General features: G+C 65.7%; 8 protein-coding genes and 1 pseudogene. 4 read left to right on the top strand and 5 right to left on the bottom strand.

Translation table 11 applies throughout. The annotated features are described in order from the left end of the window. Nucleotides 1-670: hypothetical protein (locus tag JaAD80_RS30690; RefSeq protein ID WP_219726813.1), on the top strand; the 670-nt coding region annotated here is incomplete at its 5' end. A gap of 106 nt (nucleotides 671-776) precedes the next feature. Here JaAD80_RS30690 and acpA read toward each other — a convergent pair. Continuing rightward, nucleotides 777-2909 (bottom strand): acid phosphatase, encoded by a 2133-nt coding sequence (gene acpA / locus JaAD80_RS11560; protein ID WP_102294307.1) that lies wholly within the window; start codon nucleotides 2907-2909, stop codon nucleotides 777-779. A 164-nt stretch (nucleotides 2910-3073) separates the two neighbouring features. On the opposite strand from acpA, the gene JaAD80_RS11565 reads away from it, so the two are divergent. The 3 genes from JaAD80_RS11565 (at nucleotide 3074) to JaAD80_RS11575 (ending at nucleotide 5915) form a co-directional block, all read left to right on the top strand. Continuing rightward, nucleotides 3074-4381: a cytochrome-c peroxidase gene (locus JaAD80_RS11565; protein WP_374755239.1), complete on the top strand. Its 1308-nt coding sequence runs from the start codon at nucleotides 3074-3076 to the stop codon at nucleotides 4379-4381. A gap of 96 nt (nucleotides 4382-4477) precedes the next feature. Next, nucleotides 4478-5446, top strand: coding sequence for an IS1595 family transposase (locus JaAD80_RS11570; protein ID WP_102294308.1), 969 nt, complete (start codon nucleotides 4478-4480; stop codon nucleotides 5444-5446). Between the two features lie 142 nt (nucleotides 5447-5588). Further along, complete coding sequence (locus JaAD80_RS11575) at nucleotides 5589-5915, top strand: hypothetical protein (protein ID WP_102294309.1); 327 nt, start codon at nucleotides 5589-5591, stop codon at nucleotides 5913-5915. Nucleotides 5916-5969: 54 nt separating this feature from the next. Here JaAD80_RS11575 and JaAD80_RS11580 read toward each other — a convergent pair whose 3' ends face one another. From JaAD80_RS11580 to JaAD80_RS11595, 4 genes and pseudogenes are all read right to left on the bottom strand, one after another. Continuing rightward, entirely contained in the window at nucleotides 5970-8093 is a 2124-nt protein-coding gene (locus JaAD80_RS11580) for a GGDEF domain-containing protein (RefSeq protein ID WP_258002939.1), read from the bottom strand. 119 nt (nucleotides 8094-8212) lie between these two features. Further along, nucleotides 8213-10018 (bottom strand): ABC transporter ATP-binding protein, encoded by a 1806-nt coding sequence (locus tag JaAD80_RS11585; protein ID WP_102294310.1) that lies wholly within the window; start codon nucleotides 10016-10018, stop codon nucleotides 8213-8215. Beyond that, nucleotides 10008-11759 carry an ABC transporter ATP-binding protein gene (locus JaAD80_RS11590; protein ID WP_102294311.1) on the bottom strand — a complete coding sequence of 584 codons (1752 nt, stop codon included), beginning with the start codon at nucleotides 11757-11759 and terminating at the stop codon, nucleotides 10008-10010. Before JaAD80_RS11590 ends, JaAD80_RS11585 begins: the two co-directional genes overlap by 11 nt. Before the next feature lie 183 nt (nucleotides 11760-11942). Then, nucleotides 11943-12406 (bottom strand): annotated as a pseudogene (locus tag JaAD80_RS11595) (hypothetical protein); the annotation flags it as partial.

Below are 12406 nucleotides of genomic sequence, written 5' to 3' on the forward strand. Positions count from 1 at the left end.
AGCCGCGCCGGTGCCGTCCAGGGCGCCACCGGCGAAACCGGCAAGCAAGGGCTCGGTGCCGCCGCCGCGTCCGCCCATCCGCTTGCGCACGTGGGTCGCGGCAGGCGTGGTGCTGGCAGGCATCTGGTTCATCAACAAGCCCGCCGACAAGCCGGCCAGCGTGGCGCAGCAGGTCGATGCGGCCATGGCGCTGGCGGCCCAATGCGACCTGGACGGCGCGCGCAGTGGCCTGGCCGTGCTGAAAAGCGCCAAGGCGCCGGCGGCGCAGCTGAAACGCCTGCAAGCGGGCATCACGAGCGCCGCCAGCGCGTGCGAGAAGAAACAGCGGCGCGAGCAGGCGTGGAGCGCGGCGCAGGCAGCCGTCAACCAGGCGCTCGATGGCGGCAAGCCGGACCTGGCTGCCACGCGCCTGGCGGCCCATGTGAAACGCTGGGGAGACGATCCCGACACCCTGGAACTCGATGCCAAAGTGAAAGTGGCGCAAGCCAGTGTCCAGCTGGACGCCGCCGACGCCTGCCTGGCAAAAGGCGACCGGGTCTGCCTGGAGAACAGCCTGATCGCCGCCGAGCGCTACAAGCGGCCGGAGCTGGCGACGCGCACGCAGGCCCTGCGCGCGGCGCTGTCGCAGCTGCTCGAACGTTCGCTGCTCGATACCGCCCCCGGCCAATAGCGCGAGCAAGAGCCTATCGTATGCATTTGCTGCGACAGGCGCCAAGTAAAACGCCCGCCGCGGCCAGGCCGGGCGGGCGTATCTTGCCGGGCCTTGCTACTGCACCTTACTCTTGCGGCACCAGCGCCAGCGCGGCGCTGAAGTCGCCCATCGGCTTGCCGCCATTGGCCACCAGCGCCTTGTCGCGCGTCGTCAAACCGTCCAGTACGGGTAGCGCGAAGCGGTGCGTGATGGCGCGCAGGATGGAGGCCGAATCGTATTGCGTATGATCGACTAATCCTTTTTTCACGTACGGCGAGACGAGGATGGCCGGCACGCGCGTGCCCGGACCCCAGCGGTCGCCTTTTGGCGGCGTGGCGTGGTCATAGAAGCCGCCGTTTTCATCGTAGGTGACGATGACCAGCATGTTTTTCCACTGCGGACTCTTTTTCAGCTGGGCGATGACACTGGCGATATGCGCGTCGCCATCGGCCACGCTGGCATAGCCCGCGTGCTGGTTCAAGTTACCCTGCGGCTTGTAGAAGGTCACGGCGGGCAGCTTGCCGGCGCTGGCGTCATTCATGAACTGGCTGTCGAAATCGCGCAGGTGGGCGGCGCGGTAGGCGGGCGCCTTGACGGGATCCATGCTGGCAAAATAGTTAAATGGCTGGTGGTGGAACTGGAAGTTCGGCGGGCTGGGGAAGCTGCTGCCGCGCGCGCTGGCCGTGGCCAGGGCCGTCGTGTCTTTCCAGGCACCCGCATACCAGGCCCAGTCGATATTCTTGCCGGACAGCAGGTCGCCGATGTTGGTCTGCGTCTGCTGCGGCAAGGTGGTGGCCTTGCCCGTGTCCGCATACAGCTTGCTGCTGTCGCCCGCTGCCGGGGCGTTGCTGCTGGGCTGGAACGCCGGCTGCATGGTATTGACGGCGTAGAACATGCCCGTGCTGTCGGCCGGCGTCAGCGCGCCATCGTTGGCGTAGCCGGGCGCGCCGTTCAGCACCGTGCCTGGTGCCGTGGCGGACGGCGTCAGGCGCAGGAAGTTGCCCTTGGCGTCGACGTCGATTTTCGCGATCGACCCCTTGGCCACCGAGGTGTCGGCGTTCGGATAGGTGGGCGCGCATGCGCAGATCAGGTACTGGTGCGTGAGGAACGAGCCGCCGAAGGCGCCGATGAACAGGTTGTCGGCCAGCGCATATTGTTTGGCGATGTCCCACAGCTGCATCTTGCTGCCGTCGTAATAGCCCATGCTCAAGCCGCCCGCATCGGAGTAGGCGGCGAACTTGTCGTTGGCGCCGCCGTTGATCTGCATCTGGTTGTTATAGAAGCGGTGAACGAGGTCGCGCGTGATCACCGATTGCGGCAGGTACAGCGGGCTGCTGGCGTCGTCGATCTGGAACGGCTTGTTCGGCAGGTTGGCCGATTGCGCCTGCGTGATGACGGTGCTCTGGCCGGCCGCCGTCATGCCGCCCCAGGTCGGTGGCAGCACGGGCAGGGTGCTGCCGTCGATATCCTTTTGCGGCACATACGCGGACGTCGATGTGGGGTTCACGCCCGGCACGCCGTTCGCACCGGGGAACAGGCCATACAAGTTGTCGAAGCCGCGGTTTTCCGCGTAGATGACGACGATGGTCTGGATGTTGTTCAATGCCAGGCCGCTGTTCAGGGCGGCCAGGGCGTCGGCCGGCGCCGCCTGCGCGCTGGCGCTGGCGATCAAGTTCGTGACGCTGGCGTTTTCCGCCTTCAGCTTCGCCAGTTCGTCGCCGCTGGCCTTGTTGAAGTCCGATGCCAGCCCCGCTTCGGACACGCCGATGCGCGCGGCCAGCTTGCTGCTGGCGGCCGCAAAGTCGCCGCCATTGCTGTCCATGACTTGCACCAGTTCCGTCGACAGGGCGCTGACGAAGCCTGCATGGCCGGCGGGCGCGCGCAGCAGCAGTTTTTGCGTGACCTTGGTGCCGGCGTCGCCGATCACTTCGTGGCGGATGGCGTCCGTGCCCACCGTCACCAGCACGGCGCCCTGGCCTTCCAGGCTGTAGCTGCCGTCGGCGGCCGTGCGCACGGCGCTCGATCCACTGTCGCACGTCAGCCTGGCGCTGCTGCTCTCGACGCAGACCTGGGCGTTCTCATAGTAGCTGCCGATCACCTGGCCGTTGATATGCGGCGTGACGGCGTAGTCGCTGCCGCAGGCGGCCAGGCCCAGCGACAATAACAACGGTAAGGGACGTAGGACGGGCGCAAAAGTGTTTCGGGCTTGCGGTTTCATGTTCATGCCTTCTGGGTGGAAAACGTCGCATGCTAGGCATCGAATATGTCAGCTGCGTGACATGTCAGCCCCTGTTACATGACGTAATGTACGGTTTTTGATACATGCGTTTTGACAGGGTTTTGTCACGCAGCTGTCATATATGCTTGCTACGCTGCCAGCCCATGATGAAACCGAGACCCTCCCTGCTGCTCGCCGCCGTGGCCGCCTGTTTGCTGGCCGCCTGCCATCCGGCGGCGCAGAACGATGCCCACGCCGCAGCCACGCCTGCCACGCCTGCCTATCTGTCCGGCGCCTATGCGCCCACCCTGCAGCGCCAGCCTTCCGTGGCGCAGATGACGGCCATGGGGCGCGCCATGTTTTTTGCGCCCAGCCTGTCCGTGTCGGGCAAGCTGTCGTGCGCCAGCTGCCACAGTCCCGAGCACGCATATGGGCCGCCGAACGGCCTGGCGGTGCAGCTGGGCGGCCCTGAATTGAAAGATGCGGGCACGCGCGCGGCGCCTTCGCTGCGCTACATCCAGAATGCGCCCGCCTTCAGCGAGCATTATCACGACGATGACGGCGACGACAGCATCGACGCTGGGCCGACAGGCGGGCGCAACTGGGATGGCCGCGCCCAGTCCGGCCATGAACAGGCGCTGGCGCCCCTGCTGTCGCCGCGCGAGATGGGCAACCGCGATGCGGCCGCCGTGGTGGCAAAGTTGCGGGCCGGGCCGCTGGCGGCGCAGTTCCGCCGCACGTATGGCGAGGACATTTTCGAGCAGCCGGGCCAGGCCTTGCGCTGGGCGCTGATGTCGCTGGAAGTGTTCCAGGAAAGCCCGGCCGATTTCTACCCCTACACGAGCAAGTACGATGCCGTGCTGCGCAAGCAGGCCACGTTGAGCCCGCAGGAAGCGCGCGGCCTGGCCCTGTTCAACGATGAAAACAAGGGCAATTGCGCTTCCTGCCACATCAGCCAGATCACCCCAGGCGGCGCCTTCCCGCAATTCACGGACTACGGCTTGATCAATATCGGCGTGCCGCGCAACACCACCTTGCCGGCGAATGCGAACCCGGCCTTTTTCGACATGGGACTGTGCGGCCCCGACCGCACGGATTTGATGCAGCACAAGGAGTATTGCGGCAGCTTCAAGACGCCGTCGCTACGCAATGTGGCGCTGCGCAAGGTGTTTTTCCATAACGGCAGTTTCACGAGCCTGGAGCAGGTACTGCGCTTTTACGTGCAGCGCGATACGGCGCCGCAAAAATGGTATCCGAAAGACAGGAACGGCAAGCTGCGAAAGTACGATGACTTGCCGCCGGGACTGGAAGCCAATGTCAACGTGGAAGCGCCGTTCGACCGCCAGCCGGGCCAGCGGCCCGCGCTGAACGAAGGGGAAATTGCCGACGTGATTGTTTTCCTGCGTACCTTGACGGATGGCTATCAGATGCCAGGTCCCGCGGGGGGCAAGCAACAGGGTAAAACTGGCTAAAAAGATGGCTCTGTCATCGGCAAGTAGGGGCAATGCCGGAATCTTCCTGTGCCCGCGTGGTCTGACTCTGCATATTCACCATGCACGGAGCCGATCATGTTGTCAGCCGAATGGACGATCTTTATCGCGCAGTTCGCCAGCCTGAGCGCACGCCAGCGCCAGGCCGGCATCGCCCTGCTGCGTGGCAACGCGCCGCAGCAGGCAGCCATCGCCCTGATCGAGGACGTGGCGCGCCAGCGCCTGGCCTGCCCAGCCTGCCATTCGGCGCATGTGCACCGGCATGGCCATGCGCACGGCCTGCAGCGCTACCGCTGCGTGCCCTGCGGCCGCACCTTCAATGCCCTGACGGGCACGCCGCTGGCGCGCCTGCGCCACAAGGCGCAATGGCTCGAATATGCCGACTGCCTGCTCGACTCCGTTTCGGTGCGCCGCGCGGCCAGCCGACTGGGCCTGCACCGCAACACCACGTTTCGCTGGCGCCACCGGTTTTTAAGCCTGGCAAAAACGGACCGGCCGCACTGCCTGCATGGCATTGCCGAGGCCGACGAACTGTATGTGCTGGAATCGCAAAAGGGCGCGCGCACGATGACGCGTCCGGCACGCCGCCGCGGAGGCCACGCGACCTTGCGCGGCATGTCGCATGAACACGTCTGCATCCTGGTGGCGCGCGACCGCACGGGACAAACCCTCGATTTCGTCACCGGCATGGGCGCCTTGACGAAGGCGCAGCTGCATCGCTGTTTGCCGCCCGTCATGGACCAGGATGTGCTGCTGGTTACGGATGGCCATGCGGCCTACGCCGCTTTTGCCCGCGAGGCGGGCATCAGCCATCAGGCCGTCAATCTGCGTGCCGGCATGCGCGTGCGGGGCGCGGCCCACGTGCAGAACGTCAACGCCTATCACAGCCGTCTCAGGCAATGGCTGCGTCCGTTTCATGGCGTGGCGACGCGCTACCTGCACCATTACCTGGGCTGGTGCTGGATACTCGATGCCAGGCGTATCCTCTCAGCAGAAACCTTGCTGAAAGCCACGTTGGGAGAATTCCCCCATTTGACGGTGACATAGCCAAAAAGATATCAAGATACCATTGCTTACAAATACGCTACAAAAGCCCGATTTTATGTGCGTTAGCGAACGCAAGAAAATTTTAGGCAGGTGTATATTGCGAACTGATCTGTGTCTTTTGATAACAATGAAAGGGAATATCATGAAAGTAAGCAAAAAACTGATGACGTTGTGCGCCGCCGGGATGATCGTTGTTTCGCTGGCCGCTTGCCAGAAGAAGGAAGATGTCGCCGCGGGTCCTGCTGAGCAGGCTGGCCAGCAAATCGATGCCGCCGCTGCCAAGGCTGAAGCCGACATCAAGGCCGCTGCTGCCAAAGCCGACGCCGCCGTGAGCAGCGCCGCTGCCGACACGGGCGCCAAGATGGATCAGGTCGCTGCCGATGCTGACAAGAAAATGAGCGAAGCGGCCGATGCCGTCGGCAAGAAAGTGGAAAAAGCCGGCGAAAAAATGCAGGAAGCCGCCAAGTAATCGCCAACAGGGCGCCAGGGCCGTTATCGGCCTGGCGCCGCCAGCGGCCTGCCGTCAACTGGCGGCCGCTGTCCCGTGCGCCTGGTCGGCTCCGCTGTGCCGGCCCGTCTTAGCCTCCGCCTCCGCTGCCGCAGCGCCCGTCCCATCTTCCGTCCCCACCACCACGCTCAGGTCGACAAAGCCGTCGCGCCACGCGCGTTCCAGGTCTTGCTCCACCGCTTCGAGGGTTGTGCGTTCCACTTGATGAAAGCCCCGCAAGCCATAGGCCCGGTTGCGCCCGTGCGCCTTGGCCAGGTAGAGCGCCATGTCGATCAGGTTGACGCTGCGTTCCCAGCTGAGCGGCTGGCCCAGCGGCGCCAGAGGGTAGGGCGCGTAGCCGACGGAAACGTGCACCTTGATGGCTTGGCCCTGGTAGTCGATGCTTTGCGCGGCCACGCCGTTGAGGATGCGCCGCGCGATCTCGTCAAGGCCGTCGCGCGCCACGGCCGGCAAGAAGGCGAGAAATTCCTCGCCGCCCCAGCGCACGATCATGTCCGTTTCGCGCAAGACCTCGTGCAGGGTTTCGGCGATGTTCGTCAGCACCAGGTCACCCGCCGCATGGCCATAGCGGTCGTTGATGTGCTTGAAATGGTCGACATCGAGCAGGAACAGGGCGCCGACGACATCGCCTGCCTGCGTCTGTTGTCCCCGGCCCGTATGGCTGCGCATGAATTCCTGGAAATGGCGGCGGTTGTACAGGGCCGTCAGCGGGTCGCGCGAGCTTTGGCGCTTGAGTTCCTGGTTCTTTACGTTCAGCTGCACGTTGGCATGGCGCACCTTGCGGTATAGCAAGCCGACGATGACCGTTCCCATGGCCAGCACCAGCGCCAGCAGCCACCAGACGCGTTGCTGCAGGCGGCGGTTGTCGATCTCCGTGCTCTTCAGCTGATTCTCTCGGCTCAGCAGTTCGATCTGGCGCTGTTTCTTTTCCGCCTCGTATTTCTCTTGTAATTCATACACGGCCTTTTGCCGCTGCTTTTCAAACAGCTGGTTCGAGATGCCCCGTTCGCGGTGGTAGGCAGTCACGGCGCCGCGCATGTCGCCGGCCTTTTCCAGCGCCATGCCGTATTCCAGCAGCACCGCCTGCATGTCGGGCTGGTTGGCCGTGCGCTCGTAATAGGCCAGGCCCGTCGCCACACTCTGCTTGCCTTCCTGCAGCCGGCCCTGGCCGATTTGCGCCTGGCCGATGTTCAGGCGCGCCGTCGCTTCCACCTGCTCGTTGTTGACCAGGCGCGCCGCCGTGATGGCTTCATTCGCATAGCGCAGGGTGCGCGCGTAGTCGCCTTCCTTCAGGTAGCTGTCCGACAGGTTGACGAGGGTGGTGGCCACCATGCCTTTCGCGCCCAGCTGGCGTTCCAGCGCCAGCGCCGCCAGCAGGGCGCGCTGGCCTCGCTGCGGCTGCCGGGCGTCGAGCGCCAGCCCGTATTCCGTGTTTTTCGCCTGCGCCATGCGTCCCGGCGACGCCAGGGTGGCCGAGACAGCCAGCAATTCGTCAAGCACCTGGAAACCCTTGTCGTATTCGCGCATCTGCGTGTACAGCAGGGTGAGGGCATTCAGGGCGGCGGCCAGGCTGGACGGCGAATCGCTCTGGCGCGCCAGGTCGACGGCCGCCTGCAGCTTGGCCAGGGCGAACGGGAAATTGCCTTCCTCCGCCCAGGACTGGCCGGCGCTGATGGTCGCCTGCACGCGCACGGGCAAGTCGTCCGTGCGGTTGGCGATGCGCTCCGCCTCGAAGGCCAGCAGGTGCGAGGCGCGGCGGTCGTTCATGGCAAACGTGATGTAGGCCTTGTTGAGGATGCCCTTGGCCAGCGCCACGTCGCTGTCATTCTGGCGCGCGTAGGCGATCAGCTCCTCGGCCAGCTGCATGGCGAGATCGTGCTGCCCCAGGCGCATGCGGGCGTTGCTCAGCTGGGTGAGGAATTCGGCGCGCACGGGCAGGGGCGCGCTGCGCGCCTGTGTTTCCACCTCCTGCAGGCGCTGCAGGGCGCGCGCCGGCACGAAGCGGCCATCTTCGCGCACGGCGGCGATGTGCTGTTCCAGGCTGTCGTCCTGGGCGTAGGCGGCGGGCGGCAGCAGGCAGGCCAGTGCCAGCAGCCAGTGCGCCTTCCGCCATCTTGCCCGTTTCAGTCTGCCTGCCAACTTCCCGCCCCCGCAATGACCATTTCTCTGCAAAGATTATATTCTGTTGCAATCAAGAAATATCATGCGCACCGCAGAAATCTCTGAAAGTGCACACTACGGACATGGCCAGAATGTCATTACTGTGCCAGCTGCTGCAGCAAATACAGGCGCTGGTACAGGCCGCCGTCGATCTGCATCAGGGCGTCGTGCGGCCCCGCTTCCGTGATGCGGCCATGGTTGAGCACGATGATCCGGTCGGCGTCGCGGATGGTCGACAGGCGGTGGGCGATGGCGATGATGGTGACCTTGCCGCGCAATTCATTGAGCGCCAGCTGCACGATCTGCTCCGTCTGGCTATCGATGCGCGACGTCGCTTCGTCCAGCAGCAAAATGCGCGGCTGGCCGGCCAGCGCGCGGGCAATGGCGATCAGCTGCTTCTGCCCCGACGACAGGCGCGAGCCGCCTTCGCCCAGCGGCGTGTCGTAGCCGTGCTCCAGCGCGGCGATGAAGTCGTGCGCATGCGCGGCGCGCGCGGCCGTCTCGATCTGCGCCTGCGTGTAGCCGCGGCCCATGTCGATGTTTTCGCGCGCCGAGGCGGCCAGCAGGAAGGGATCTTGCGGCACCAGCCCCACGTCGGCGCGGAAGCGCTCATTGTCGATGCTGTCGAGGGCCACGCCATTGATGGCGATGCTGCCCTGCGCGACGGGATAAAAGCGCAGCAGCAAGGACAGCAGGGTCGACTTGCCGCTGCCCGTGTGGCCGACGATGCCGAAGAAGGCGCCCTGCGGTATCTGCAGCGACAGGTCGTGCAGCACGGGCTGGTTTTCCACGTAGGCGAAGGTCAGGTGCGCAATGTCCACGGCGGGCACGCTGCCATCGTTGGCGCCATGGCTGCCGCTGGATGCGGCCTTGCCGGGAGCATGTTCCAGCGCCTGCGCTTCGTCCAGCAGGGCCGAGACGCGCGCCGTCGCCACCACCGATTGCTGCAGCTGGCTGAACTGCATGGTGATCTGGATCAGCGGCTCGATCACGCGCGCGATGTAGCTGATGAACGCATACAGCACGCCCACTTCCACGGCGCCCATTTCGCGCCGGCCAAAGCTGAAGATGACGACGGCCAGCAGCACGATGTTGAGCATGTCGAGCGCGGGGCGCAGCAGCCAGGCGTTGGCGCGCAATTCCTGCATGCGCGCCGTGTAGTGGTCTTGGTTGATGCCGGTGAAGCGCGCGCCGAAGCGTTTTTCCGCGTTATTTGCCTGCAGCACGCTCATGCCGCCGATCGATTCGGCGATCTGCCCGTTGATCTCGCTGCGCAGGGCGCGCGCGCGCGTCACGGCCGGCGCGCTCCAGCGCTGGTACAGGAAGACGATGACCAGCACGGCCGGCAGCAGCGCCAGCACGATCAGCATCAGGCGCCAGTCGAGGAAAGCCATGGCGGCCATGGTGCCGATCAGGACGATGGAGCTGTCGAGAATGACGAACAGCACCTGCACGTACAGCGATTTCACGGCTTCCGTGTCGTTGGTGACGCGGCTGACCAGCTGGCCCGTGATGGCGCGGTCGAAGAAGGCCATCGGCAGGCGCAGCACGTGCTGGTAGACGGTTTCGCGCAGGCGCTGCACCGAGCGCATGGCCAGGCCGGACAGGCGCACCAGCTGCAGATAGCGCAGGCCGGAAGCGACCCAGCCCGTCAGCAGGCAGCCACCCAGCAGCAAGGACATGCGCGTCCAGTCCAGGTTGCGCGGCAGCAGATGCTGGTCGATCAGGGCCTTGCCCAAAATAGGGCCCGTGACTTCCAGCGCGGCGGCGATGATCAGCCAGAACGTGGCCCAATATAAATGGCGCAGGTCAGGCGCGGCGGCGCGGCGCAGCAGGCCGATGGCCTGCACGGCCTGGCGGCGCACGGATTGCGTGGCGTTGGCTTGGTCGGTCTTAGATGGCATCGAGGCTGGCTTCCAGTTGTTGATAGCGCCACTGGCTGGCATACCAGCCGTCGCGCTGCATCAGGGCGTCGTGGTTGCCCGTTTCCGTCACGTGGCCGTCGCGCAGCACCAGGATCAGGTCGGCATTCACGACAGCGCTCAGGCGGTGGCTGGCGATGATGGCGCTGCGCTCGGGGCGCTTGCGCCGCAGTTCTTCCAGGTGCTGCAGGATGCGCGTTTCCGTTCCCGTGTCGACGGCGGACAGCGCATCGTCGAGCAGCAGCAAGCCGTTGTCGGCCAGGAGCGCGCGGGCGATCGCCACGCGCTGGCGCTGGCCGCCGGACAGGGTGATGCCTTTCTCGCCCACGTGGGTCTGATAGCCCTCGGGGAACTGCAAAATATCGGCATGGATGTCGGCCAGCTGCGCCGCCCGTTCCACGTCCTCGCGCGTGGCGCCGGGGCGGGCCAGGGCGATATTGTCGGCGATGGTGGCGGAGAACAGGAACGACTCCTGCGGCACCCAGCTGATGGCCGCGCGCAGCGCATGCAAGGTGTAGGCGTCGAGCGGCTGGCCATTCCACGTGGCCGTGCCCGATTGCGGCGTGACCTGGCGCAGCAGCACGCGCAGCAGGGTCGACTTGCCGCTGCCCGTCGGACCTACCAGGCCCAGGGTCTGGCCCGGCAGCAGGCGCAGCGAAATGCCCGACAGGGCCGGCGCCGTCTGGCCCGCGTAGGCAAAGCCGACATCCTGCAATTGCAGGGGGCCGGGCGTGAGGGTGTCGATCGTGCCGTGGTCGTCGATGGCCAGCGGCGCGTCGAGCATCGGTTGCAGCCGCTGCCAGGCGGCTCGGCCCCGTTCGATCAGGGAAAGTACCCAGCCGGCGGCGAACATCGGCCAGATCAGCTGGCCCAGGTACATGGAAAAGCTGGTCAGCGCGCCGATGGTCAGCTGGTCTTGCCACACCAGGTAGCCGCCCAGGCCCAGGGTCAGCGCCGTGGCGGCCGTCAGGGTCAGGCCGACGGCCGGTTCATACGCCGCTTCCCAGCGCTGCGCCGTCAGGCTGGCGTTCGCCGCGTGGCCGGCCAGGGTAGAAAACTGCTTGCTGCTGCGCTCTTCCAGGCCCAGCGCGCGCAGGGTGCGCACGCCCGACAAGGACTCTTGCACATGGTCGTTCAGCGCCGCGAAGCGCTTTAATGAATCCGTCGACGCCGTGTGGATATGGCTGGAGATGCGCCAGAAGGCCAGTCCCATCAACGGGAAGGGCAGCAGGGCGATGCAGGCCAGGCGCCAGTCCACGCCCAGCAGCATGATGCCCAGCACCATCAGCAGGGTCAAGGTGCCGTCGAAGCCGGCCAGCATGGCTTCGCCGGCGGCCATCTCGATGGCATCGATATCGTTGGTCGCCAGCGCCATCAGGTCGCCCGTGCGCTGGTTCTGGTAAAACGACGCGCCCTGCTGCGACATGCGCGTGTAGAAGCGCGTGCGCAGCATCACGCCCAGCTGGTAGGCGGCCTTGAACAGGGTGATGCGCCAGCCGACGCGCAGGAAGTAGATGACGACGCCGACGGCGAGCAGGGTCAGCAGCTCCAGCCACAGTTCGGCGGCCGTCATGCGGTGCGCGGCCAGCGCGTCGATGATGGCGCCCACGCGGCGCGGAATCCAGACGGTCAGTGTTGCCACGCCCGTCAGCATGACGGCGGCGGCGGCATACGCGGGCCAATGCTGACGCACGAAGCCGGCGATGAGCCTCGATAAACTCATGATTACCTTTGTTGTTTTTTGTTGGGGTGTCGCGGGGCGGCAGGAGGGACACGCGCACGGAAAGTACGCGTAGGATACAACAAGGCGGCAAACCGCGCTGTGGACGGGCACGCAAAAAACGGGCCGTAGCCCGTTGTTTTGCTGCTAGCCGCTGTTTGCCTGCAGTGCGCAGCGCCAGCTTGCTTACTTGCGGTTGCTGCCTTTGCCGCCGCCCAGCATGTCCAGCTGTTTCGACGGTGCCGCTTTGGCGGCCGGCTTGGCGGCCCCTTTCACCGGGGGCTTGACGGCGGCCTTGGCCACGGTCTTGCTGGCGCTGGCCGGTGTGGCGACCGGTTTGCTGGCCGGGAAGGACTTGGCGGCCGGCTTGGCGGGTGCATGCGCAGGCGTGGCTGCCTTGGCTGGCGCCGCAGCAGGTGCGGCCGCTTTGGCGCCTGCCGGCTTGCTGGCTTCCGGCTTGGCGGTGTCAGCTTTCGCCGCCGGCTTGCTGTCCACCGGTTTCACGGCGGGTTTGCTTTCCACTGCCTTGGCGGCTGGCTTGTCGGCCACCTTGGCAGCCGGGGCTGGTGCCGGAGCCGGTGCAGGCTTGGCGGCGGGTGCGGACGCTGGTGCCGGCGTGGCCTTGGCGGCTGGCTTGGCCGCTTCCTCTG

It is taken from the genome of Janthinobacterium sp. AD80 (assembly GCF_002878455.1).
In the GTDB taxonomy this organism is placed as follows: Bacteria; Pseudomonadota; Gammaproteobacteria; order Burkholderiales; family Burkholderiaceae_D; genus Janthinobacterium.

Excerpts from the sequence above, each read along its gene's own strand:
- JaAD80_RS11565 (WP_374755239.1), top strand. The coding sequence starts at position 3,074 with ATGATGAAACCGAGACCCTCCCTGCTGCTCGCCGCCGTGGCCGCCTGT.
- acpA (WP_102294307.1), bottom strand. The coding sequence starts at position 2,909 with ATGAAACCGCAAGCCCGAAACACTTTTGCGCCCGTCCTACGTCCCTTA.
- JaAD80_RS11570 (WP_102294308.1), top strand. The coding sequence starts at position 4,478 with ATGTTGTCAGCCGAATGGACGATCTTTATCGCGCAGTTCGCCAGCCTG.
- JaAD80_RS11575 (WP_102294309.1), top strand. The coding sequence starts at position 5,589 with ATGAAAGTAAGCAAAAAACTGATGACGTTGTGCGCCGCCGGGATGATC.
- JaAD80_RS11585 (WP_102294310.1), bottom strand. The coding sequence starts at position 10,018 with ATGCCATCTAAGACCGACCAAGCCAACGCCACGCAATCCGTGCGCCGC.
- JaAD80_RS11590 (WP_102294311.1), bottom strand. The coding sequence starts at position 11,759 with ATGAGTTTATCGAGGCTCATCGCCGGCTTCGTGCGTCAGCATTGGCCC.